The organism is Arthrobacter sp. MA-N2 (assembly GCF_000517125.1).
In the GTDB taxonomy this organism is placed as follows: Bacteria; Actinomycetota; Actinomycetes; order Actinomycetales; family Micrococcaceae; genus Arthrobacter; species Arthrobacter methylotrophus.
The window spans coordinates 33,445-57,488 of record NZ_KI912155.1 but is presented as its reverse complement, the minus strand read 5'-3'; the positions used below and the strand labels follow the sequence as shown (position 1 = coordinate 57,488).

Annotated in this window: 19 protein-coding genes and 2 tRNA genes; 13 read left to right on the top strand and 8 right to left on the bottom strand. The window is 63.6% G+C overall.

Annotation, left to right across the window (positions count from 1 at the left end; genetic code table 11):
- The first annotated feature begins 195 nt into the window (after nucleotides 1-195).
- The 3 genes from A3M3_RS0100610 (at nucleotide 196) to metG (ending at nucleotide 5,389) form a co-directional block, all read left to right on the top strand.
- Nucleotides 196-3,000 (top strand): ABC transporter permease, encoded by a 2,805-nt coding sequence (locus tag A3M3_RS0100610; RefSeq protein ID WP_028264676.1) that lies wholly within the window; start codon nucleotides 196-198, stop codon nucleotides 2,998-3,000.
- On the top strand, nucleotides 2,997-3,752 hold the full coding sequence (locus tag A3M3_RS0100605; RefSeq protein ID WP_028264675.1) for an ABC transporter ATP-binding protein: 756 nt from the start codon (nucleotides 2,997-2,999) through the stop codon (nucleotides 3,750-3,752). The genes A3M3_RS0100610 and A3M3_RS0100605 overlap by 4 nt, the downstream gene beginning before the upstream one ends.
- Nucleotides 3,753-3,829: 77 nt before the next feature.
- Entirely contained in the window at nucleotides 3,830-5,389 is a 1,560-nt protein-coding gene (gene metG / locus A3M3_RS0100600) for a methionine--tRNA ligase (RefSeq protein ID WP_028264674.1), read from the top strand.
- Between the two features lie 130 nt (nucleotides 5,390-5,519).
- On the opposite strand, the gene A3M3_RS0100595 is transcribed toward metG, so the two are convergent.
- The 4 genes from A3M3_RS0100595 to A3M3_RS0100580 form a co-directional block, all read right to left on the bottom strand.
- The gene (locus tag A3M3_RS0100595; RefSeq protein ID WP_028264673.1) at nucleotides 5,520-8,066 is read right to left on the bottom strand and encodes an ABC transporter permease; all 2,547 of its coding nucleotides are present in this window, start codon (nucleotides 8,064-8,066) and stop codon (nucleotides 5,520-5,522) included.
- Between the two features lie 2 nt (nucleotides 8,067-8,068).
- On the bottom strand, nucleotides 8,069-8,845 hold the full coding sequence (locus tag A3M3_RS0100590; RefSeq protein WP_028264672.1) for an ABC transporter ATP-binding protein: 777 nt from the start codon (nucleotides 8,843-8,845) through the stop codon (nucleotides 8,069-8,071).
- Between the two features lie 138 nt (nucleotides 8,846-8,983).
- Nucleotides 8,984-9,697: a response regulator gene (locus A3M3_RS0100585; protein WP_028264671.1), complete on the bottom strand. Its 714-nt coding sequence runs from the start codon at nucleotides 9,695-9,697 to the stop codon at nucleotides 8,984-8,986.
- A gap of 3 nt (nucleotides 9,698-9,700) precedes the next feature.
- On the bottom strand, nucleotides 9,701-10,885 hold the full coding sequence (locus A3M3_RS0100580) for a sensor histidine kinase (RefSeq protein WP_028264670.1): 1,185 nt from the start codon (nucleotides 10,883-10,885) through the stop codon (nucleotides 9,701-9,703).
- Nucleotides 10,886-11,004: 119 nt separating this feature from the next.
- Here A3M3_RS0100580 and A3M3_RS0100575 point away from each other — a divergent pair, with 119 nt between their 5' ends.
- Nucleotides 11,005-12,069, top strand: coding sequence for a 3-isopropylmalate dehydrogenase (locus tag A3M3_RS0100575; RefSeq protein ID WP_028264669.1), 1,065 nt, complete (start codon nucleotides 11,005-11,007; stop codon nucleotides 12,067-12,069).
- Between the two features lie 116 nt (nucleotides 12,070-12,185).
- Nucleotides 12,186-13,298 carry a branched-chain amino acid aminotransferase gene (locus A3M3_RS0100570; protein ID WP_028264668.1) on the top strand — a complete coding sequence of 371 codons (1,113 nt, stop codon included), beginning with the start codon at nucleotides 12,186-12,188 and terminating at the stop codon, nucleotides 13,296-13,298.
- Nucleotides 13,299-13,364: 66 nt separating this feature from the next.
- On the opposite strand, the gene A3M3_RS23410 is transcribed toward A3M3_RS0100570, so the two are convergent.
- On the bottom strand, nucleotides 13,365-14,102 hold the full coding sequence (locus tag A3M3_RS23410; protein ID WP_197023090.1) for an SGNH/GDSL hydrolase family protein: 738 nt from the start codon (nucleotides 14,100-14,102) through the stop codon (nucleotides 13,365-13,367).
- 139 nt (nucleotides 14,103-14,241) lie between these two features.
- On the opposite strand from A3M3_RS23410, the gene A3M3_RS0100560 reads away from it, so the two are divergent.
- The 4 genes from A3M3_RS0100560 (at nucleotide 14,242) to A3M3_RS0100545 (ending at nucleotide 18,193) form a co-directional block, all read left to right on the top strand.
- A complete protein-coding gene (locus A3M3_RS0100560) occupies nucleotides 14,242-15,024 on the top strand; it encodes an MBL fold metallo-hydrolase (protein ID WP_028264667.1) in 783 nt (260 codons plus the stop codon).
- 57 nt (nucleotides 15,025-15,081) lie between these two features.
- The gene (locus A3M3_RS0100555; RefSeq protein ID WP_028264666.1) at nucleotides 15,082-15,858 is read left to right on the top strand and encodes a fumarylacetoacetate hydrolase family protein; all 777 of its coding nucleotides are present in this window, start codon (nucleotides 15,082-15,084) and stop codon (nucleotides 15,856-15,858) included.
- Between the two features lie 85 nt (nucleotides 15,859-15,943).
- On the top strand, nucleotides 15,944-17,467 hold the full coding sequence (gene gltX, locus A3M3_RS0100550; protein ID WP_028264665.1) for a glutamate--tRNA ligase: 1,524 nt from the start codon (nucleotides 15,944-15,946) through the stop codon (nucleotides 17,465-17,467).
- Nucleotides 17,468-17,479: 12 nt separating this feature from the next.
- Nucleotides 17,480-18,193: an HAD family hydrolase gene (locus A3M3_RS0100545; protein WP_028264664.1), complete on the top strand. Its 714-nt coding sequence runs from the start codon at nucleotides 17,480-17,482 to the stop codon at nucleotides 18,191-18,193.
- A 12-nt stretch (nucleotides 18,194-18,205) separates the two neighbouring features.
- Here A3M3_RS0100545 and A3M3_RS0100540 read toward each other — a convergent pair whose 3' ends face one another.
- The gene (locus tag A3M3_RS0100540) at nucleotides 18,206-19,669 is read right to left on the bottom strand and encodes a hypothetical protein (protein ID WP_231497154.1); all 1,464 of its coding nucleotides are present in this window, start codon (nucleotides 19,667-19,669) and stop codon (nucleotides 18,206-18,208) included.
- 321 nt (nucleotides 19,670-19,990) lie between these two features.
- Between A3M3_RS0100540 and A3M3_RS0100535 the strand changes: the two genes are divergently transcribed.
- Nucleotides 19,991-20,062: transfer RNA gene (locus A3M3_RS0100535), tRNA-Gln, on the top strand.
- Nucleotides 20,063-20,200: 138 nt separating this feature from the next.
- A tRNA-Glu gene (locus A3M3_RS0100530) sits at nucleotides 20,201-20,273 on the top strand.
- Nucleotides 20,274-20,456: 183 nt separating this feature from the next.
- On the opposite strand, the gene A3M3_RS0100525 is transcribed toward A3M3_RS0100530, so the two are convergent.
- The gene (locus A3M3_RS0100525; RefSeq protein WP_028264662.1) at nucleotides 20,457-21,020 is read right to left on the bottom strand and encodes a DUF1697 domain-containing protein; all 564 of its coding nucleotides are present in this window, start codon (nucleotides 21,018-21,020) and stop codon (nucleotides 20,457-20,459) included.
- Between the two features lie 55 nt (nucleotides 21,021-21,075).
- Nucleotides 21,076-21,795, bottom strand: a complete 720-nt coding sequence (locus tag A3M3_RS0100520) for an IclR family transcriptional regulator (protein WP_028264661.1) — start codon at nucleotides 21,793-21,795, stop codon at nucleotides 21,076-21,078.
- Nucleotides 21,796-21,907: 112 nt separating this feature from the next.
- On the opposite strand from A3M3_RS0100520, the gene leuC reads away from it, so the two are divergent.
- Both leuC and leuD read left to right on the top strand, forming a co-directional pair.
- Nucleotides 21,908-23,362, top strand: coding sequence for a 3-isopropylmalate dehydratase large subunit (gene leuC / locus A3M3_RS0100515; protein ID WP_028264660.1), 1,455 nt, complete (start codon nucleotides 21,908-21,910; stop codon nucleotides 23,360-23,362).
- Between the two features lie 9 nt (nucleotides 23,363-23,371).
- Nucleotides 23,372-23,974 (top strand): 3-isopropylmalate dehydratase small subunit, encoded by a 603-nt coding sequence (leuD, locus tag A3M3_RS0100510; RefSeq protein WP_028264659.1) that lies wholly within the window; start codon nucleotides 23,372-23,374, stop codon nucleotides 23,972-23,974.
- Nucleotides 23,975-24,044: the final 70 nt, after the last annotated feature.

Genomic DNA, 24,044 nt, shown 5'->3' with positions numbered 1-24,044 from the left:
AGCTAGCTTTGTGTGCCGCAGTTCACATCGGCCACATATTATTGGCCGGTCTGCCTACAATGGCTTGGTCCGAAATTCGGATCCGGCGGCAGGCCGGCCAATAATTTTTGCACGTACCCGATGGATCCCTCTTGCCTCGGCATGGTTCCAGGGAGAGCAGCGTGCACGCCCGCAATCCAGGACTCAGGGAGCCCTATGAACGCCGTCCAGAGGTTCATCAGAAGCCGCGTGCTGCTGCTGACCGCGGCCATTTTGATCGTCGCCATGTGCTTGTCCGTTTTCATTCAGAGCCAGTCGCAGGCCGCGTTGAACCGGACGGTGGACGAGAACTCACGGGGCCTGTACGACATCCTGGTCCAGACCAAATCCGCGAATTCCAAAGACGGCGGGGCACTCATCCAGCCGGACATCGCCAACGGCCAGGGCGGCATCAGCTTCCAGCAACTCGAGAACATCCGCGGGCTGAACGGCACGTCCGTTGCGGCGCCCATCAGCCTTGTGTCCCGGGTCACGCAAAATCTGGAGACGCCGCGGCTTGATGCCATGGATTACCTCGGCTACAACGCCGGCCTGGCTGGGGGTGCCACCGCAGGGGACCCCACTGGAACGGACGCCACGAAGTGGCCCGCTCCGGAATCCGTGCTTTCCGCGCAGCCCAAGAAGTACCGTTTGACGGCCACCGCCGTGAGCTCCGATGGTGTGTCCCAGCAAACCCTGTTCCAGACCAGCGCTGAAGGCACGCTGGGCAAGGGGCAGGTCGTAGAGCAGCAGACTGCCGGGGGCAAGAGCATCCGCATTGCCGGCCCGGCAGGTGAGACCGGCATTAAGTTCCCCGCGCCCGCCGGCGGTTCGGAGCACAATCTCTTCAACCTTTCCGTGGCCCTGCCGATGGCCCCCCAGGTTACGGAATCCGTCGTCGCCGTCGACCCCACGGCTGAACGTGCGCTCCTGGGTTCGGCCGGAGACTTCCTGGCGCCGTTGCAAAAGGCGCCGCCGGCCGACACGCGCAACGCGGGGGCGATCGGCCGCTACTTCGAACAGCTTTTCGCCAAGAGCCCCACGCAGCAGGAACTCGAGCAGGGCCCGGACTTCCTTGGCGTCAAGCTCAAGTACTGGGCTCCCCTCATGACCCAGTACCAGCAGGCCAAGCGCTCCGGCCAGATCACGGACGCCTCGCAGGCCATCCCTTTGATCGTGCGGCAGGGTACCTCGCTGGACCTGAAATACTCGGTCAAGATCCAAGAAATCGATGATTCGGGCAAGGTCGTCAACGACGTCGGCACTGTCTCGCGTTCCTTGGACAAGGACTACCTGCCCTTCGTGTCAAAGTCGCCGTTCGCCCTGGAGTGGCCCGGCTCCACGGACCACAGCCAGTTGCTCGGCAACACGGGCAACTTCGGCCAGGGCCTGTACCAGCCGGCCCAATGGAGCACGGACTTCGCTGCCGCGCCCAAGTACCAAGACGGTGAAGCTGCTGCGAATGGTGCCGTCGGCAAGTCCGCCATGCCGGGGGATTGGGTGACCGTCAACAAGCTGCCCGAGAAGTCGGCCTTCGGAGTGATCGTCGACCAGGCCCAGCGCAAGCCTGTCGACGAGCGTTCCTACCGTGAGAACCTTTCCACGGGATCGAAGCCCGCTACGCCGTTGCCGATCGTCTATGGGACGTTTGATCCGGCCGCGATCCAGAAAGCGGCCGGGGATGTCAACAAGCTGCCGTTGGGCGGTTATGACCCCGCCCCGATGACGCTTGAGAAGGACGCCGCGGGCAACGCCACCGCAGCCAACACTCTCAAGCCGTCGCTGAGCGCCACGGGTTTGGTGAGCCAGTCTGCAGGTGCCATTACGGACTACTACGGTCTAGCCGCGGCGCGCGGTTATGATTCCAACGCCAATGTGATCGATGCCGTGCGGGTCCGGGCCAGTGCGCCCGGCAACTGGAAGCAAGCCCAGCCGGAGGTCGACAAACTCGCCGCGCAGATCCGCGACATGGGACTCGAAGCCACTGTCGTGGCCGGGTCGGCGCGTGAAGACGCCAACATCTTCGTTCCCGGATACTCCAAGGACGACGCCGGCAAGGAGTCCCCGCTGGGGACCGTCGCGCAGTCGTGGGTCCGTCAGGATGCGGCCGACGCAGTCTCGGGCTCCCTGACGAGCACCAACATCACCCTCCTCTTCCTGACCCTGTGCGGGGCCACGCTCCTCACAGGAGCTTCCACGGTCAGCTATATTCGTCAGCGACGCAGCGAAGCCGGGATCCTGCGGGCCATGGGCTGGACCCAAAAGAGGGTCCGGCGCTGGGTGCTTGAAGAATTCGGCATCGGTGCCGGCATCCTCGCCGTGGCGGGCATTGCGCTGAGTCTTTTGAGCTGGAATCTTGCCACGGTGATCGTTTCGGCATCCGTGTTGCTTATCTACTTCGCTGCCGCCTTCTTCGCCGCCCAGCAATTGCGGCACCGCGATGTCGTGGACCAGGAACCGCAACACGATGAACGACTCATTGCCGTGGATTCGCCGCTCACGTTCGCGTACCGCCAGCTGGTCACCAACCGCTTCAACTCGGTGGCGCTGGCCGTGGCAGTGGGCGTCTTCGGAGCGGCCGTTGGTGCCCTGATCGCGTTGCTCATCGACATTCCACGGGCAGCAGGAGCCAGCGCCCTCAGTGGTCTGGCCTCGGCCACCGTTGCACTGCCAAGCCTTATCTTGGGAGTCTGCGGGGTGCTGGTGGGCCTGGTGCTGACCTTGGTCACAGGACGGTTCGAACTCCGGGCAAAGCGCGAACAGCTCGCCACGCTCAAGGCCATGGGCTGGAACCCGGACATGCTAGGCCAGGTCCGCTTCTTCGAAAATGCGTTGGTCGGGACTGCGGCCCTGGTTCTGGGCGTCCTGGGCGCGCTGGGCCTTGGCTTGCTGCTCGCACCCTATGCCGCACTCTGGGCTGCCTTGGCCGGATTGTTGGCTGTACTTTGCTGGATTCCCATTGCAACGAAAGTGGTCAAATGACTGACAATCTCCATCCCGATCTGACCGCGACCACGGAATCCACCGACGGGTCGTTCCAGACCCGCGCCAACACGATCGTCAAGGCGGCGGACCACGCCACGCCGCTGCAGCTGAGTAATATCACCATCCGCTATGGCGGGGACAAGGGCGGTGCCGAGCCGGTCAGCGTCGTCGAGGACTTCAACCTCACGCTGCACGCCGGTGAGATGCACTGCGTCGCCGGGCGCAGCGGATCCGGCAAGACCAGCATCCTGACAGTGGGCGCGGGACTCACGCTTCCGACGTCGGGCCGGGTCCTTTGGGAAGGCGACTCCCTGGAGAGGATGGGCGACGACGAAATCGCCGACCGCCGACGTGCACTGATCGGGTACGTGGACCAGGGCGGCGCCTTGATCGACGGCATGAGCGCGTTGGAGAACGTGCTGTTGCCGGCCGTCCCCGACGGCGAAGTGGAACAACGTACCGAAATGGCCAAGGACTTGCTGGACTTGGTGGGGCTGGGCCGGCGCATGCGCCACCGTCCGGCGCAGCTTTCCGGCGGTGAACGTCAGCGGGTCGCTATCGCCCGGGCCCTGATCCTCGGCACCCGGGTCCTCGTGGTGGACGAGCCCACTGCCAGCCTGGACCGGACTTCGGCCAACCGCATTATCAGCATCCTGAAAGACACCACTAACGACGGAATTGCCGTGCTGGTGGCTTCGCACGACCACGAGCTTGTGAGGCTCAGCGATACGCTGACTGAATTGAACTAGTAACCGATGCCTCCGGACCGGCCGTCACATGCGGCCGGTCCGGTCTTTCCATCTCCAAGAGAAGGTAACTTCGTAGAGTGACGTCTCCAGATAAACCCCCGTTCTACATCACCACCGCCATCACGTACCCGAACGGTGTGCCGCACATCGGCCATGCGTACGAGTACATCGCCACCGACGCGATGGCCCGCTTCAAGCGCCTCGACGGCTACGACGTGATGTTCTTGACCGGCACGGACGAGCACGGTATGAAGATTGCCCAGGCGGCGGAGAAGGAAGGGATCACGCCCAAGGAGCTCGTGGATCGGAATGCCGAAATCTACAAGGCCGCCCACGCTGCTTTGGGCATCTCGTACGACCGATTCATCCGCACCACCGACGCAGATCACTATGCTGCCTCCCAGGCCATCTGGAAGAAGATGGAAGCCAGGGGCGATATCTACCTCTCCAAGTACGAGGGCTGGTACTCGGTCCGCGACGAGGCTTACTACACCGAGGACGAAACGGTACTGAAGGACGACGGCGTCCGCTACTCGCGCGGTACGGACACCGAAGTGACGTGGACCGCGGAGGAGAGCTACTTCTTCCGGCTCTCCGCCTACCAGGACAAGTTGCTGGCTCTGTACGAGGAGCAGCCGGAATTCGGCGCCCCGCAATACCGCTTCAACGAGGTCATCAGCTTCGTCAAGCAAGGTCTGCAGGACTTGTCCATCAGCCGGACGACTTTCGACTGGGGCGTGCCGGTACCAGGGAACGACAAGCATGTCATGTACGTGTGGGTTGATGCCTTGACCAATTACCTGACCGGGGTCGGTTACCCGGATGCCGAATCGGAGGCGTTCCGTAAGTTCTGGCCGGCAGACGTCCACGTCATTGGCAAGGACATCTCTCGATTCCACGCGATCTTCTGGCCTGCCTTCCTGATGAGCGCAGGCCTGGAATTGCCCAAGCGGGTCATGATCCACGGCTTCCTGACCAACAACGGCGTCAAGATGTCCAAGTCCCTCGGCAACGTGGTTGCCCCCAAGGATTTCGTGGAGCAGTACGGGCTGGACCAGGTTCGATTCTTCTTCCTCCGCGAAGTGCCCTTCGGTGCGGACGGAAGCTACAACCATGAGGCCATCGTGGGCCGCATGAACGCCGACCTGGCCAACAACTTCGGGAACCTCGCGCAGCGTTCGCTGTCCATGGTGGCCAAGAACTGCGAAGGCAAGGTTCCGGTACCCGGCAAATTTTCGGCCGAGGACTCCGCACTGCTGGCCCAGGCCGGTGGACTGCTGGACGTGGCCCGCGCCGCGTTCGAGAAGCAGGAATTCAGTCGCGCCCTCGAGGCCATCTGGGCCGTGCTGGGTGACACCAATGCCTACTTCGCCGAGCAGGCTCCGTGGGTACTGCGCAAGACCGACGTCGAGCGCATGAACACGGTTCTGTACGTCACCCTGGAGGTTGTCCGCATTGTGGCGATCCTCGCCCAGCCGGTCATGCCGACGTCGGCGGCCAAACTGCTCGAGGTGCTGGGACAGCCGGAAGGCGAGGCCCGCCAGTTTGCGGCTATCGCCACACCGATCGTCCCTGGTACCGAACTCCCGGCCCCGGCTCCGATCTTCCCGCGTTACGAGGAACCCACCGAGTCCTAGACGCACGCTCACTTACGTGGTGCGTAACGCAAACGCTCCTTCAGATCTGTCCGGCCAGTCCGGCAAATCTGAAGGAGCGTTTGTCTTTTCTCGCTCATAAGTGAGTGAGCGTCGGAGGGGGATTATGGGCCTACACGGTCGCCAACCCCTCCACGGGCGACAGCCGCGCGGCGCGCCGGGCCGGCAGCACGGAGGCGAGGAGCCCGGCCACAACCGCCACGGCGAAGACTCCCAGCAACTGGAGCCACGGCACCACCGGTACCACGTCAGCCACGGGGTCGAGGGCAGCCTTGGCACCCAGCCAGCCGTAAGCGACACCGAGCGCCGAGCCCATCACCGCTGCTACGCCTGCCACCAGGACGGCTTCGATCGCCAACATGCCGCGCAGTTGGCCTTTGCTCAGGCCGAGTGCCCGGAGGAGTGAGTTCTCACGGGTCCTCTCCAGGACGGAGAGGGACAGCGTGTTGGCGACCCCGATCAAGGCGATGAAGACGGCGACGCCCAGCAGTCCGGTCACCACCAGCAGCAGGACATCGATCACGCCGTTGTACATCCCACGTTCCAAGGCGGCTCCGCTGACATTTGCGTCCGGCACGCCGAATGCCACTGCGAGGTCCGTTCGAATGCTCTGCACTTGGTCGGCGCCCAGGTTGTCCTTCAGCTTGAGCCACACCACCCCGTTCCCCTGCGAAGCCGCTCCGGAAGGCAGCTTCGCGGCGTCTTCGCTGTTCACCAAAGGCTCGACGTGCCGAGTCTGCAGAACCACCGATTCGAGGGCGAGTGTGCCGCCCTGGGCGGAGATCGTCGTCGGACCTGTCATTGATCCTTTGGGGAGGTAGACGGAACCCGGTGCGAGACGGACAGCTGTGTCCCGCATGATCCGTGAGGCATCGTCCGAGGAGATGGCATAGACGGTGAGGGCCTCCGTCGCGCTTCCCATCCCGGGGATCGTTTGCGCAGGGATGGTTCCTGCTGGACGCAAGAGCACTGCAGCTTCGACGCCGTCGATCGTCCTGACCTTCTCGACCGTGCCGCTCACGTCGACCGGGGTGGCTGACGCCGGTGTTTTACCTTCGCCGCCCGAACCCCGAATGGTCAGATCCACTGCCACATCCACAGGGTAGTTCTCCGCCAGCCTGGAGTCGAACGCTTGACGGGACGTTTCGGCTCCGGTCATCATGAGCGTCACAAGCGTCACCCCAATCAACAGGGCGGCGGCCGTTGCCGAAGTGCGCGCCGGATTCCTGACTGCGTTGACGGCTGCGAGCTTTCCGGGGACGCCCGCTGGGGCAGCAAGACGCCCGGCTGCCGACACCAAAGGCGGGACAAACAAGCTGGCACACAGCAGCACCCCGATGAAGGACAGTGCTCCGGCCGGCATCGCGAGCTGGACCGTGCCGGCCATTGCTCCCAGGACCAGGCCGGAAGCCCCCACGGCTAATGCGGCCACACCGAACCACAACCTCAGCCTGCCCTTCTTGTCGTTGATCGTCACGTCGTCCGCTGGGCGCAAGGCGGCCAAGGGCGCGACGGCGGTGGCGGCTTTGGCGGGAATCATCGCGGCGACGACGGTCAGGAGGGTTCCGGCCACCAGCCCGGCGAAAACTGCCGACGGCGGGACGGCCAGGGTGGCGAAGGCTTTGTCCGGGGTGGTCCGCGCCCAAGTGATCACGGCGGCCATGAGCCCAACCGAGGCGAGGACACCCAGAACCGAGGACACGGATCCAACCACGAGGGCTTCGAGCAGAACGGAGGAACGGATCTGCGCCTTTCCCGCACCCAGGCAACGCAGTAGCGCCAGTTCCCGGGTGCGTTGGGCAACGAGCACGGAGAAGGTATTAGCGACCACCAACGTGGAAACAACAAGCGCGATGCCCGCGAAAGCCAGGAGTACGGTGGTGAGTTGATCTCGGCTGCTGCTCATGGTCGCGACGGTGGCTGTCACCTTTTCCTGCGCGGTCCGCACCGTGGCGTCCGAGGCCCCTGCTGCGCCCAGGCGGTGGGACAGATACTCCTTGGCTGCCGCGGTATCTTGACCCGGCTTCAGTATGACCTGGAGTTTGGAGTAGCCTGCGCCGGCGTCGCTCAGAGCAGTCACTGTGCTAGTGGTCGCCACAAGCTGGAAAAGTGGTGCTAAGGACGGATCGTTGCTGGGTTGGAGCAGTCCGGTGATTTTTACGGTGGACGTCCGTGGTTTTTCGCCAGGCTGCCCGAAGTCCAGCGTGTTGAGCTCCAGGAAGCTGCCTTCTTTGAGGGCGAATCGATCTGCTGTCTTGACATCCACGGCGGCCTCGTTTGCTGCCGAGGGGTACGCGCCACTGGCCAGGACAGAGGGCTCCATAGCGGCCGACGCAAGGCTGCGGATCATGCCGTACTGTGCTGTCCCCCCCGCGGTGAACTGGACAGACGTGCTGCGCACGGCGTAGCTGTCTTCGACCACCGGAGCGGATGCAACGGCATCAACGGCCTCCTGCTGAAAGGGACCCGATGCACCTGGATCCATGATGAGGTCCGCTTTGCGGTACTCCTCCCCAACACTGGCAAGAAGAGTCGCCTGGGTGCTGGCGCCAACCACGAGGGCCGACGAGAGGAACCCGACGGACAGCATGACGGCCAGCCCGATCGCGACGAACCGCCTGAAGTGGGTGGACAACTGGGACAATGCAACGCGGAGCATTCCTAGGCCCCCAGCTTGCCCAGAGCTGAGAGAACCGATTCTGCGGTGGGATCCAGCAGTTCGCCCACCAGCCCGCCGTCGTTCATCAGCACTACCCGGTCAGCGTAGCTCGCAGCCACGGGGTCGTGAGTCACCATGATGATGGACTGGCCCAGTTCCTTGCTGCTGCGCCGCAACAGGGCCAGGACCTCACCGCCGGACTTCGAGTCCAGATTTCCGGTGGGCTCGTCGCCGAAGACGACGTCGGGACGGGTAAGCAAAGCGCGTGCGACGGCGACCCTCTGTTGCTGCCCACCGGACAACTCATGGGGGCGGTGCGTAAGCCGGTCCTTGAGTCCGAGGGTGCCCACAACGTCGCTGAACCACTCGGAGTCCGCGGTGGTTCCGGCAAGCGCCAGCGGGAGTTTGATGTTTTGTTCGGCCGTGAGCGTTGGAACGAGATTGTAGGCTTGGAAGACGAAGCCTATGCGTTCTCGCCGCAGCGAGGTGAGTTCCCGGTCGTTGAGTTGTGTGATCTCAGTTCCGCCGAGCACGATCCTGCCGGAATCCGCGGTGTCGAGTCCCGCGAGGCAGTGCATGAGGGTGGACTTGCCGGATCCGGAAGGTCCCATGATGGCGGTGAAATGGCCTGCTTCGAAGCTGACGCTGACATCGGCGAGGGCTGTGACCCGGGTGTCTGCCAGACCGTAGCCTTTCGATACATTGAAGGCTTCGACGGCGGGGGCCGGGGGTAACGGCTCGGGGCCGGCGTTTCGAGGGGGCGAAGCGAAAGTCGTCATGCTTCCACGCTATTTCTCAGCAAGGGCATCCGGATCGGGCTGCGGGGGGATTATCGGCAGGCCCGGCTCATACCGTGGTCTGAGCCGGAATCCTCGTTGGTTGGAGCGCCGTCGGTACGAAGCCCGTCTAGACGAGGCTCAATTCCCGGGTGAGACCACCCCGGTCTCGTACGCGATCACCACGATTTGCACCCGGTCGCGGGCGTCAAGCTTGGCGAGGATGCGGCCGACGTGGGTCTTCACGGTCGCCTCGGACAGGAAGAGGCGCGCAGCGATCTCGGGGTTCGAGTGCCCCTGCGCGATGAGCTCGAACACTTCGCGCTCGCGGGCGGTGAGGCGTTCGACCGCGGAAGCGTGCCCTTCCTGCTCCGGTGTCTGGGCGCGCAGCATCGGCGCAACGTGGTCCAGGAGCCTGCGTGTCGTGGAAGGAGCAATGACGGCGTCACCGCGGTGTACGGTGCGGATGGCCTCGAGGAGTTCCTCCGGCGGCGCGTCCTTGAGCAGGAAGCCGCTGGCGCCAGCCTGGATGGCGGCCAAGGCGTATTCGTCCAGATCGAAGGTGGTCAGGACCACGATCTTGATGTCTCGGCGTCGGGATCCGTCGGGCTGGGCGGCGGCGTGCTCCAGAATGCGGCGAGTGGCCTCGATCCCGTCCATTCCCGGCATGCGCACGTCCATGAGGACGACGTCGGCGCTCGTGGCTGAGAGGGCCTGGACGGCTTCAATACCGTTGCCTGCTTCGGCAACCACTTGCAGATCCGTCTGCGAATTGATGAGCATTCCGAATCCGGAGCGCACCAAATGTTGGTCGTCAACAAGTGCCACTCGGATGGGAAGGTGCTCTGTCGCCATGTCTTAGGCCTCCGAATAGGGGATGAAAGCGGAAAGGTGGAAGCCGCCGCCCGTCGCCGGGCCGGCCGCCAAGGAACCATCGTAAAGGGAGATGCGTTCGGCCATGCCGAGCAGTCCTTTTCCGCCGCCGCCCTGGGGCGGTTCGGCGGCGGCGCCCCTGCCGTCGTCGTGCACGTCGATGTGGAGCCCGCGTGACTGCCATTCCAGGGATGCCGTGGCGCAGGCCCGGGGCCCGGCGTGTTTGATGACGTTGGTCAGCGCTTCCTGCACCACCCGGTAGGCGGTGAGTTCGGCGCCCGGCGGCAAGTGGCGCCGCGGTGTGCCGCTTTGTTCGAAGGAGAATTGCAGGCCAGCGGCACGGAAGCCGAGGAGCAGCTCGTCGAGATCGCCGAGCCCCGGCTGCGGACGGGTGGGGGAAGCCTCGTCGGAGCGGAGCACGCCAAGCAGCCGGCGCATTTCGCCGAGGGAACCGCGGCCCGTGGCGGCGATGGTGGCGAGGGCATCCGTGGCAACGGCTGGATTGGCGGCTGCGGCGTAGCGGGCACCGTCGGCCTGGGTGATGATGACCGAAAGCGAATGGGCCACGATGTCGTGCATTTCCCGGGCGATGTGCGATCGCTCGTCGGCTGCAGCCAGTTCACGTTCCTGTTGATGCTCGATCTCAAGGCGCCGGGCGCGGTCTTCGAGCGCTTGAAGCTGAAGCCTGCGGACCCTGGTGAGATCGCCGATCGTCCAACTGACCAGGACCAAGAGCGATATCAGTACCGTATAGAGGGCGCCGATGGTCAGGTCGAGGATCCCGATCTCGGGTGAGTTCGAGTACAAGCGGGTGGTCAGCATGACGCTGCCCGCGAGTCCCAAGCCCAACACCGCGCGGCTCGCCCAAGTGGGGCCGTAGGCAGCAGTCGCATAGATGACGAGCGGCACGGCAACTTGTCCGGCGACCGGCGTGATGGCCAGCGCCCATTGGATGAGGCAGACGAGGACCACGACGGCGGCCGCATACACCGGGCGGACGCGTCGCCAAGCGAGGGGCAAGATGAGGGCGCACGAAACCAGGAATTCTTCTGGCCGCCCGGCGACGAGGTAAGTGGGGCCAAGGAGCAGGAGAAGCAGCAACATCGCGGCCAAGTCCACCTTGAAGGGATTGCTCCGGAGCCAGTTGTATATCGCGTGCCGTCTGTTCACCCAAGAACCCTATCGGCGGCGCTGGGACGCCGCATCCGACCCTGGGTGGACAACACGGTGAGCGATCAAATAGTGAGACGATTTTGACCAGCATATGGATACCTTGGCAGTCTGAAAACATGAGCGCAACGCAACCCGCCGCAACGATCAACCTGGCTGTCATTCCCGGCGACGGCATTGGCCCCGAAGTCATTGCCGAAGCCCTCAAGGTCCTTGAAAAGGTTGTTGCCGAAGAAGGCGTCACCTTGGAACAGACCGAATACAAGCTGGGAGCCCAGCACTGGCTTGCAACCGGGGAGACACTCCCGGACGAGGTCCTTGCCGATCTGCGCACCCGCGATGCCATCCTTTTCGGAGCCGTCGGTGCAGCCCCGGGGGACACCCGCATTCCTTCCGGCATCATTGAGCGCGAGATGCTGCTCAAGCTTCGCTTCAGCCTGGACCACTTCGTGAATCTGCGCCCCTCGCGACTCTACGGCACGGTGGGCAGCCCCCTGGCGAACCCCGGCACCATCGATTTTATCGTGGTCCGCGAAGGCACCGAGGGGCCGTACGTCGGCAACGGCGGCACGCTGCGTGGCGGGACCCCCCATGAGGTCGCCACCGAGGTATCGCTCAACACGGCCCACGGCGTAGAACGCGTTGTCCGGGACGCCTTCCGCCGCGCCAGCGAGCGGCCCCGCAAGCACGTTACCCTCGTCCATAAGCACAACGTCCTGGTCTTTGCGGGCCATTTGTGGAAGCGCACTGTTGAGGCTGTGGCCAAGGAATTTCCCGAGGCCACCCATGACTACCTCCACATTGACGCTGCGACGATCTTCATGGTGACCGATCCCTCCCGCTTCGATGTGATTGTCACCGACAACCTTTTCGGGGACATCATCACCGACCTCGCCGCGGCCATCACCGGCGGCATCGGTCTGGCAGCGTCGGGCAACATCAACATGGACCGCACCGCTCCGTCCATGTTCGAACCTGTGCATGGCTCCGCCCCGGACATCGCCGGCCAACAGAAAGCGGACCCCACCGCCGCCATCCTGTCGGCTTCGCTGTTGCTGGACCACCTTGGCTACACCAAGGCCGCCCGCAGGATCGAAGCCGCCGTCGTGGCCGATATCGAAAGCCGCAGCGGCGAAACCCGCAGCACCGCGGCCATCGGCGACGCTATCGCAGCCGCACTTTAGGCCCCTGTACTCAGGAGTAAGCTTTACTTGAATTATTTACCTGCTGCCGTGGTCCGTCGCTGAACCATATCCTCCAAGAGTTGGTTCGCTCTGCCAGGTAGCCGACTGGAGGAAACATGACTCAGACTGCCCACGGCGTCGAATTCAGCCAGCAGCTCTCGGAGACCCCGAAGTCTGCTGAGGAGCGTGCAGCGATCCTGGCACACCCGGGATTTGGCGACTACTTCACCGACAACACCGTCATTGTCGACTACAGCGTTGACGCAGAGGGCAGGGGCGGCTGGCACAGCGCGCGGGTAGAGGCCTACGGGCCTATTTCACTGGATCCTTCGGCAGCGGTGCTGCACTACGGCCAGGAGATCTTCGAAGGCCTTAAGGCATACCGCCACGCTGACGGCTCCATTTGGACTTTCCGCCCCGAGGCCAACGCCGCGCGCCTGAATAAGTCCGCCCGGCGCTTGGCCCTCCCGGAACTGCCGGAGGAATACTTCCTTGGCGCCATCCGCGAACTCGTGCAGGCAGACAAGGAATGGGTCCCTTCCGGCGACGGTGAAGCCCTATACTTGCGCCCGTTCATGATTGCCACCGAGGCATTCCTGGGTGTCCGCGCAGCACGCGAGGTCTCCTTCCGGGTCATCGCTTCCCCGGCAGGCAACTACTTCGGCGGCGAGCTCAAGCCGGTATCCATCTGGATTTCCCGCGAATACGCCCGCGCAGGTCGCGGCGGCACCGGTGCGGCCAAGTGTGGTGGAAACTACGCTGCCTCCCTGATCGCACAGATGGAGGCCGAGGAGAACGGCTGCAAGCAGGTCCTCTTCCTGGACCCGTTCAACGACGATGCCGTCGAGGAACTCGGTGGCATGAATGTGTTCTTCGTCATGAAGGACGGTTCTCTCGTCACTCCAGCGCTGACCGGAACGATCCTCGAAGGCGTGACCCGTTCTTCTGTCATCCAGGTCGCAAAAGACATGGGCCGCGAGGTTTCCGAGCGCAAGATCACCCTCGCTGAATGGCGCGACGGCGTGGCCTCCGGTGAGATCGCCGAGGTCTTCGCTTGTGGAACCGCGGCCGTCATCACGCCTATCGGTGTGCTCAAGGACAAGACCGAGTTCATCGGCTCTGAAGATGCGACGGCCGGAGAAACCACCATGGCCATTCGCCAGCAGCTGCTCGGCATCCAGACTGGAACGATCCAGGACAAGCACGGCTGGCTGACCCGCCTCGCCTAAGACTTAACGGCTTCTGGACTGCCCGACGGCGGCCCCCGCTTCGGTGGGCGTGCCGCCGTCGTCGTTTCACCGGGGGACCGGTTGTTCCGCGGGCCGGGACCCACGGAGCAACGGTTCGATGAGGGATTCCATCTTGGCCTGCAGATATTGTTGCCCGGCTTTCGAGGGGTGATCGCCATCGGGACCAATGAGGTTCTCGGCATCGTTCATGATCCACCCGAGGTTGATCGGATCGACGAAGTCGGCGCCTGCTCTCAGGGCAGCGGCTTGGTCCTGGTCGCGGATGTCCAGTCTCTCCTGCTCGGGCATGCCCGTATACGACGGCGGACCGACCACCACGATGTCGGCGAGGGGAGCCCGCGCCTTGGCCGAGGCGAAGGCCTGCGACGCCGCAATCTCGGTTTCTCCGGGGGCTGTACCCATGTCATTTTCGGAACCGAAGAAAAGCACCAAGCGCGTCGTGTCAGTTACCGCCGTGTCCACTTGCGAACCGAAGGTCGATCCGTCCTGGCCGACGCTGACATAGCCGCTGCCATCCTTCGCGGCATTGACCACTGTTGCCTGGAGCTGTTGAAAGGCGGGGTCGTTCTCCATGAGGGTCGGCCAGGCATCAGCGGGGGAGGTGCCATGCCCGGTGCTGAGGGAATCTCCAATGATCACCACCGTGGGCCGGGATGAGGTTGCCGTGGACCGGGGTCCCGTGTCGGACGAGCAAGCACTGAGGGTGGCGAGGATGGAGAGGCAAGCGCCGGCGATCGCCGTCGTCCGGAGAAGTCCTCCGCGCCGGGTGTGAGTCCGCAACAATTCGACCGCCCCCTGCAACTTTTCACGTCCGCAACTGTCCGAGTGCTTTGCACCATGCTACGTCGTGTGCCGTCCTGGCTTTCGGCAGCGGGCTCCCTGTTCACACGCCCGGCCATGTGTCGTGTGCCAAGATGGAGAAGTGAATCCGGTCAATGACGCCTCGTTCAAGAACAGCAGTTCCCTCACCCGCTTTCGGCTGGCACCCAATCCGGGTCCGATGAGTCTTGACGGCACCAATTCGTATGTCATCGCCGCCCCGGACGCTGCGGGAGTTGTCGTCGTCGACCCCGGGCCGCTCGACGAACCGCACCTCGCGGCCCTGGCCGCCAGTGGAATGGTTGAGCTCGTCATTATCACCCATCGCCACAAAGACCACACTGAGGGGTCCGCGCGCTTCCGCGAACTCACGGGCGCTCCCGTCCGCGCGGCGGATCCGGCACACTGCCACGGTGGCGAACCGCTGCGCGGCGGCGAGGTCATTGAGGCGGGAGGCGTCGAAATCCGCGTCCTTGCTACGCCTGGCCATACTTCGGATTCAGTCTGCTTCCACCTTCCGGGCGACGGACCAGATGGCTCCGTGCTGACCGGCGATACAATCCTGGGTCGGGGCACCACAGTCCTTGACTATCCCGACGGAAGGCTCGGGGATTACCTCTTGAGCCTCGACACGCTCGAAAGCCTCGGTCCGGCAACCCTGCTGCCCGCACACGGTCCGGTCCTGCCGGCTGTGGACGCGGTATGCCGCGAGTATCGCGCGCACAGGGTGATGCGCCTTGAGCAGATCCGTGAAGCCCTGGTCAGACTCGGGGCCCACGCCGAGGTCCAGGCCGTCACCGATGCGGTGTACCCCGACGTCGATCCTTCCGTACGGTGGGCAGCTGAAACCTCGGTGGCGGCGCAATTGGACTATCTGCGCGGCTAGCGGACACTTCCGCAGCCCCGCGCGTGCTGGCCTCTTGCGGACGGTACCCTAGAGACCATGCGTATCGCCCGGTTTGTTGTTGATTCTGATCCCGTCTACGGCGTCGTCGAAGGTGAGCCTGGCAGTGAAATGATCACTGTCATCCATGGCGATCCCTTCTTCAACGGCGTCGAGCGTACTTTGGTCCGCCACAAGTTGGAAGACGTGCGCCTGCTGGCCCCGATCATTCCGCGCAGCAAGGTGATCGGCGTTGGCCGGAACTTTGCGGAGCACGCCCGGGAATTGGGCAATGAAGTTCCCCAGCACCCCCTGCTGTTCCTGAAGCCGAATACGGCTGTTGTGGGCCCCAACGATCCGATCGTGCTGCCTGAGTTCTCCGAGGAAGTTTCCTTTGAAGCCGAACTCTGCGTGGTCATTGGCCGCATTTGCAAGGACGTCCCGGAAGATCGCGTGGACGATGTCATTTTCGGTTACACCTGCGGCAACGACCTCACTGCACGCGACGTCCAAAAGACAGACCTGCAGTGGGCGCGTGCCAAGGGCTTCGATACCTCGGCTCCCTTGGGACCGTGGATCGAGACGGAACTTGACCCCGAGGACCTCGCTATCAAGGGCTGGCTCAATGGCGAACTCCGCCAGGACGGCAGCACCAAGCAAATGATCCGTAGCGTGCGCGAACTGGTGTCGATCGTTTCGCAGGCTTTCACCTTGCTTCCGGGCGACGTCATCATGACGGGTACGCCAGCCGGCGTCGGCCTGCTCCAGGAAGGCGATCGCTACGAGATCGAGATCGAAGGCATCGGACGATTGTCCAACCCGGTCGTCCGCCGCTAAGGGTTGACTGCTTGCCTGCTGCTCGGCGCCCCGTCAAGCAGCAGGCAAAAGCGGCCGTGCAGCAAGCGGTAAAGTTGGAACCATTATGACTACTGTTGCTGCGTCGAACTTTTCATTTTCTTCGTCAATTCCCGCCGTGAATGCCGAAACCCCGGTCCGCGTCCGGTTCTGCCCCTCGCCCACGGGAACCCCACACGTTGGACTGATCCGTACAGCCCTGTTTAACTGGGCCTACGCGAGGCACACCGGTGGCAAGCTGATCTTCCGCATCGAAGATACCGACTCGGCCCGTGACAGTGAAGAAAGCTACCACCAACTGCTTGACGCGCTAAAGTGGCTCGGCATCGACTGGGACGAGGGCGTTGAAGTCGGCGGACCGCACGAGCCGTACCGCCAGTCGCAGCGCAGCGACGTGTACCAAGACGTCATCGCCAAGCTCAAGGCCGGCGGTCACATCTACGAGTCATACTCCACACCCGAGGAGATCGAAGCGCGGCACCGTGCTGCTGGCCGAGATCCCAAGCTCGGTTACGATGGCTTCGACCGGCATGTCACCGAGGAGCAGCTCGCCCAGTACAAGGCCGAGGGCCGGAATGCCGTGTTGCGCCTGCGCATGCCGGACGAGGACCTGACCTTCAACGACCTTGTGCGCGGGGAGATCACCTTCAAGGCCGGCTCCGTTCCCGACTTCGCGGTGGTGCGCGCAAATGGAGCGCCGCTGTATACCCTCGTGAACCCGGTTGATGACGCACTCATGGGCATCACTCACGTCCTCCGCGGCGAAGACCTGCTCAGCTCCACCCCGCGCCAGATCGCCCTGTACCGCGCCCTATACGCCATCGGCGTGGCGGAGTACATGCCGGAGTTCGGCCACCTTCCCTATGTCATGGGCCAGGGTAACAAGAAGCTTTCCAAGCGTGATCCGGAATCCAGCCTGTTCCTGCACCGTGAACGTGGCTTCATTCGCGAAGGATTGCTCAACTACCTGTCCCTCCTGGGCTGGTCCCTGAGCGCAGACGAGGACATCTTCACGGTGGAGCAGCTCGTGGCCAACTTCGACATCCACGATGTCCTGGGTAACCCGGCGCGCTTCGATATCAAAAAGGCCGAAGCCATCAACGGAACGCACGTGCGCATGCTCGCTCCCGAGGACTTCCGGGAGCGGCTCGTCCCGTACCTGCGGGCCGCAGGTTTCGTGGGGGAGATTTTGACCCAGCGCCAGGAAGAGATCCTTGCCGAGGCCGCACCGCTGGTCCAGGAACGGATCACCCTGCTGGGCGAGGCTCCGGAGATGCTCGCCTTCCTGTTCAAGAACGACGACGCGATCGACGTCGCCGACGACGCTCGCAAGGGCCTCCCCGAGAACCTGAGCGAGGTGCTGGACGCTGCATTGGTCGCGCTGGAACCCCTCGCGGACTGGACAGCAGAAAGCATCCAGACAGCGCTCAAGCAGGCGCTGGTGGAGGATCTCGGTATCAAGCCGCGCCTTGCGTTCGGCCCCGTGCGCACGGCGATCTCCGGTCGCCGCATCTCGCCGCCGTTGTTTGAATCGATGGTCATCCTGGGCAAGGATTCCTCGCTCATCCGCCTGCGCTCGTTCCGCGGCTAGTTCAGGAACGCCGTGATCAACGCGCTTCATGAGTCATTCGGCACGGTGCGGGGCGTCCTGTTCGATATTGACGACACCCTGGTGGACCTCGAGTACGCCATGACCACGGCCCTGCGTGATGTGAGCGAACATCTCCTGCCCGGCCTGGACCAGGCCGGGTGGGAGAAATTCGGACGGATCTTCACGCACGAAACCACGCACTTCTACGACCGGTACCTCGCTGGCGAGCTGACGTTCAACGAGCAGCGGCTCCTCCGGGGCCGCGCCGCGCTGGGGCATTTCGGCGTCGAGCTTGGCGGCGACGATTCCCACACGTGGCTCAACGACTATGCCCGCTTGCAGCCCAGCTATGTCAGGGCCTTCAGCGACGTCAAGCCGGTCCTTGACGCTCTAGATGCTCTCGGCATTCCGTACGGTGCCGTGAGCAACAATGTCCACGACTACCAGAGGGTCAAGCTTGACAGCGCCGGACTCTCCCGCGTCTCGGTCCTTGTCGGAACCGACACCGTGGGTGTGCCCAAGCCGGACCCCGCCATCTACCTGGAAGGGGTCCGCCGCTTGGGCACCACCCCGGCTGAGACACTTTTCGTCGGAGACAACCGGCTGCTCGACGCCGACGGCTCCACCGCCGCCGGATTACGTGGTGTCTGGCTGAACCGTACCGGCGAACTCGTCTCCGACTTTTCGGGCAGGGAAATAGACTCCTTGTCGCAACTGCTCGGCTGAGCGGCTTCCCGGCTACTCGTCGAGCCGGAACTTCCGCAGGAAGACAAACGCGCCCACGGAACCGGCACCCAGAACGCCCACAAGGCCGAGCGCCGTGCCGGTATCGGACTTTTCGGCCATGTTCGACGGCGATACCGCCGCGGCGCCCTGATGGAGCTCCGCGGTGCCCGCCGCAATGCGCGCATTCCCGTCTGCGAGTTTGTCCGCGCCTGCGGACAATTGGGCTGAGCCCGCGGCCAGCTTGGCATTTCCTTCGGACAACTTGGAGGCGCCCGCCGCCAACGCCGTTGAACCGTCCAGGAGACCAGGGGAGGACGGATCAGCGGGGCTGCCCTTGATGCCGGCCATCAGTGAATCCGTGCCCGAGGCCAAGCGGGACGTTCCGTCGGTCATGCCGGCCGTGGCCTTGAGGAGTCCCGGGTGCTCCGGGTCGCCCGGAACACCGTCCATGCCCACCCGGATCTTTGCCGTTCCATCAGCGAGCATTTGCGTGCCCAAAACTACTCCCGGGGCGGCTGGGTCCTGGCTGTTGAGTTTCCGGGCGAGGGTGGAAAATCCTGCTGTCAGCTTTCCTGTCCCGGCAGAGAGTTTCCCGGTGCCGTCGGCGAGCCGTCCGGTGCCGTCGTGCAGTTGTTCCGCCCCGGCCTCGAGCTGGCCCGCGCCGGCCTGGAGCTGTCCAGCTCCGGCATCGAGGCAATGCGCGCCATCGTTGAGGGCATTGATCTGGGCCTTCAGTGCCGCAAGGGGCACAACGCCCTGGAGCCCGTTCGCGGCGTCGGCCAGTTGCTGGAGCCCTTGGGCCAAGGCCGCTGATCCCGTGCCTTTGGTGGGATCGTTTCCGGCGCCGGGGAAACCCTTGAGTTGATCGGTCCCCGCTGCCAACCTGGCCGAACCTGCATCGAGTTGGGCAGCACCGGCGTTGAGTTGGGTGGCCCCGTTGTTCAGCTGGATCGCGCCATTGTTGAGTTGGGTGGCGCCGTCGGCGAGATTGTTTTCCGCGTTGCCTCCGGGCGTCGGAGTCAACGCGGCTGAAAGCTGCGCGGCCCCGGCGGCGAGCTTCTGGGCGCCGTCATCCACTTTGTAGACTCCCGGTGCCAGCTTCGCGTCGACGTCGTTCTGGATCTTCTCTGCGCCACTCGCGAGCTTGTCGGCACCATCCTTCAATTGCTGGGCGCCCGGGGTCAGCTTGCCTTGAATTCCGGTGTGGACCTTCGATGCTCCATCGGCCAGCGTGGCGGCTCCGGTGCTGGCTTCAGCGGCTCCGCCGGCAAGCCTTGCTGCGCCGTCCTTGAGCTGTCCGGCGCCGGTTGAAGCCTGGCCTGCGCCGTCATTGAGTTGCGCCGAACCTGCAGCGATCTTCCCGATGACCAAGGCGTAGAAGCCGAGGAGCGCGATCAACAGGAGCGCGAGGACGGCAATAGCGATCATCTGGGCGCGGCTTCGGGTTCTGATGGTAAGGGCAGGGTTCCGTGTCACGGGCAATTCCTCTCGATGACTTCCCGGCGGCGGCGCTGCTGCCGGGTATCCCCCCATGTGACACAGCTAACAGACGACTTGGCCTGCGACCGTGCCACGAAATTTGTGTCAAGCTTGGTTACCGAGCGGTAACTTACCGAGGGTAAACTTAAAATCCGGTTGATTGCAAGGGTCTTTCGCCGGGGTTGGTGGATCGACGGGGTGGCAGGTGGATCCCATGCGGCGATTTGTGCGCGCCGAAAGTCTCGGGTAAAGTAATTACTCGTGCTGAGGGGCGCGGAGCGAAGGTTTAGGCCATCGAATCCGGCCTAAAAGCGCCAATGGGATATGGTGTAATTGGCAACACTACGGTTTCTGGTACCGTCATTCTAGGTTCGAGTCCTGGTATCCCAGCTCTAAATAGACCGCATTATTCTGCGGGAATTTGGAATTCTGAATCAGTCCGCTGATTTGAATGAACGCTGAATGTGTGAAATACTTATTCAGCTTGAATCCCGGAATCGGGATTCAAAAATGTAGTCAAAAGTGCAAGGCCCCATCGTATAGCGGCCTAGTACGCCGCCCTCTCACGGCGGTAACGCGGGTTCGAATCCCGCTGGGGTCACAAAATGAATCCCCCGGAACCAACAGGTTCCGGGGGATTTTTCGTCGTGCAAGATACGGATGGACATCTGGAGCCGTATCTTTCTCCCCTTGTTTGCCGCGAGAAAGCCCCGGAATAAGGCGACTTGCCGCGTAGCAGGCCCTTTCCGAACTCAAAAGAGGGGAGAACGGTGCGGGCGACCGCTCATTCTTCTTTCTGGAGGGCAACTGCGGCGTCCCGGACCTTGATGAGAGTGCGCAGGTTCCGGGTGGTGGTGCTCGCCTTGTAGCGGGGCTTCGAAGAGAGCTTGCTGAAGGGGCTGTCCAGGGTGCCTCCCGTCGGAGCGAGCCAGGCCGACGCTTCGGGACCCAGCCTGACGTGCTCGACGCCGCCTCGCCCTGGGGCGCCGAGGGCCGTGCCGGCGTCGAACAGTTCGTCCAGCATGGCAGTGTCCGAGGCGAGGGTGATGTAACTGTGCGTGGTTTTATCGTCGGCGGGATAAGGGCAAGCGTCCACCAATTCAGCAACCCTTCGTGCGGTGAGGACCACTACCCAGGCGTCATAGCCGAAGGCTTCCCTTAGGCATTCTTCGAACTGCTCTTTGACCCCCGCGGCGTCCAGCTTGCTCTGAAGGACAACGTTCCCACTGGCCAGCAGGGTCTTGACGCCGGTGAAAGGGTACGCCTTGAGGGCGGTCTTGAGGTCGGCCATTTTGATGTTGATCCCGCCCACGTTGATCCCGCGCAGGAACACGGCAAAGCTGTTCATGCGCCCACCCTACATGCGCACCCGCAGATAGTCCGGGCGCTAGCGGGGTACGCGGTCAGTCGTTGTTCTTGCGCAGGGCCTCGGTCAGCACGCGGGCGGCATTGCAGACAACCTCGGCGTGGAGGCGTCCCGGCTGGCGGGTCAGCCGCTCGATGGGGCCCGAGATGGACACTGCCGCGATGACGCGACCGGAAGGGCCGCGCACCGGCGCAGACACGGAGGCGACCCCGGGCTCGCGTTCGCCGAGGCTCTGAGCCCAGCCCCGGCGTCGTACTCCCGCCAGGACCGTCGGCGTGAACCGGGCATTCTGGAGTCCGTCGAGAAGGCGATCGTGGTCTTCCCATGCCAGGAGGATCTGGGCGGCCGAGCCGGCCTTCATGGATAGCTGGGTGCCCACGGGAATGGTGTCGCGCAGGCCGATCGGACGTTCGGCCGAGGCGACGCAGACGCGCCAGTCCCCCTGGCGTCGGAAGATTTGGGCGCTTTCTCCGGTGGCGTCGCGCAATTGGATGAGGACCGGGCCGGCAGACGCGATGAGCCTGTCTTCGCCGGCCGCCGAAGCAAGCTCAACAAGGCGGCTCCCGAGGACAAAGCGCCCTTGGATGTCGCGGCTTACGAGCCGGTGGTGGACGAGCGCCAGCGCCAGCCGGTGTACGGTGGGGCGGGCCAGTCCGGTTGCTGCCACAAGTTGAGCCAAAGTGGTTGGCCCCGCCTCAAGTGCGTCGAGTACCTGGGCCGCTTTATCGATGACGCCGACTCCACTAGAATTGTCCATGTAATGATATTGCCGTCTCAATATCTGAGATGCAAGTTGTTTCACTGGCGCAGTTCGGGTCACTGATGTTCAGTGGAAGTAGTCAAGCCAACCGCAGTGAAGGGAGCAGGCCGTGGGAAAGACTCTGGCCGAGAAAGTCTGGGATGCGCACGTAGTGCGCAAGGGCGAAGGCGAAGGAGCCAACGCCCAGCCCGATCTTCTGTTCATCGACCTGCACCTAGTGCACGAGGTGACCTCGCCGCAGGCTTTCGAGGGCTTGCGCTTGGCCGGACGTCCCTTACGCCGTCCCGACCTCACCATCGCCACGGAAGACCACAACACGCCGACACTCGATATCGACAAGCCGATTGCCGATCTCACCAGCCGCACGCAGATCCAGACCTTGCGGAACAACTGCAAGGAGTTCGGTGTCCGCCTGCACTCGCTAGGCGATGCCGAACAAGGCATTGTGCACGTCGTCGGTCCGCAGCTGGGTCTGACCCAGCCCGGCATGACGGTTGTCTGTGGCGATTCCCACACCTCGACCCACGGTGCCTTCGGGGCGCTCGCCATGGGCATTGGCACCTCCGAGGTGGAACACGTCATGGCAACCCAGACGCTCTCCCTCAAGCCTTTCAAGACCATGGCCATCAACGTTGAGGGCACTCTGCGCCCCGGCGTGTCGGCAAAGGACATTATCCTGGCCGTCATCGCCAAGATCGGCACCGGCGGCGGCCAAGGCTATGTCCTGGAATACCGCGGCTCGGCTATCCGGACGCTGTCCATGGACGCCCGCATGACCATCTGCAATATGTCCATCGAGGCCGGCGCCCGTGCGGGACTGGTGGCGCCGGACCAGACGACGTACGACTACATGTACGGCCGCCCGCACGCCCCCCAGGGCGAAGAATGGGACGCAGCCGTCGAGTACTGGAACACGCTGCACACCGACGACGACGCAACGTTCGACGTCGAGGTAGACCTCGACGCCGATACTTTGGAACCGTTTGTCACCTGGGGGACAAACCCGGGCCAGGGTATTTCGCTCAACGAAGCGGTGCCGTTCCCCGAGGACTTTGGTGACGAAAACGCCAAACTGGCGGCCGAACGCGCGCTGCAGTACATGGGCCTGGAAGCCGGCACGCCCATGAAGGACATCCGCGTGGACACCGTCTTCCTGGGATCCTGCACCAACTCACGCATCGAAGACCTCCGCGCTGCGGCCGACGTCATCCGAGGCCGCGAAAAAGACCCCAAGGTGCGGATGCTGGTAGTGCCTGGCTCCGCGCGGGTCCGGCTCGAGGCCGAGGCCGAGGGCCTGGACAAGGTATTCAAGGAGTTCGGTGCCGAGTGGCGCTTCGCAGGCTGCTCGATGTGCCTGGGCATGAACCCGGACCAGCTCGAGCCGGGGGAGCGCTGTGCATCCACCTCGAACCGCAACTTCGAAGGCCGGCAGGGCAAGGGCGGACGCACGCACCTGGTTTCACCGGTAGTGGCTGCTGCCACTGCGGTTCGCGGGACACTCAGCTCGCCGTCGGACCTGGAGTCCGCCTCCGTTTCCGCTTCCACCACGACCGACGCCGCCTAGGAGGATCCCATGGAAAAGTTCACCACCCACACCGGCATCGGTGTCCCGCTGCGCCAAAGCAATGTGGACACGGACCAGATCATTCCCGCGGTCTATCTGAAACGGATTACCCGTACCGGCTTCGAGGACGCCCTGTTCGCTGCGTGGCGCAAGGACGCATCCTTCATCCTGAACCAGGAACCTTTCAACGCCGGCTCCGTCCTGGTGGCCGGGCCTGATTTCGGCACCGGCTCATCCCGCGAACACGCCGTCTGGGCACTGAAGGACTATGGTTTCAAGGCCGTCCTCTCTTCCCGTTTCGCAGACATCTTCCGCGGGAACTCGGGAAAGCAAGGCCTTCTGGCGGCCGAGCTTGCCCAAGACGACATCGAGCTCATCTGGAAAGTGCTCGAAAACGCCCCCGGTACCGAGGTCAAGGTGGACCTCGTGTCCAAGACCGTCGAATGCGGCAACGTGGTGGCGCCCTTCGAAATCGATGACTACACGCGCTGGCGCCTTTTGGAAGGCTTGGACGACATCGGCTTGACGCTCCAGCACGAGGAAGACATCACGGCATACGAGGCCACGAGGCCTTCCTTCAAGCCGAAAACGCTGCCTGCAAGGATCCAGTAGGCTGCGGCCCACGAATCCAATACTTCTGGCCGACGGAAAGACCGGCGATGGCGACGAGCCACGCCGGTCC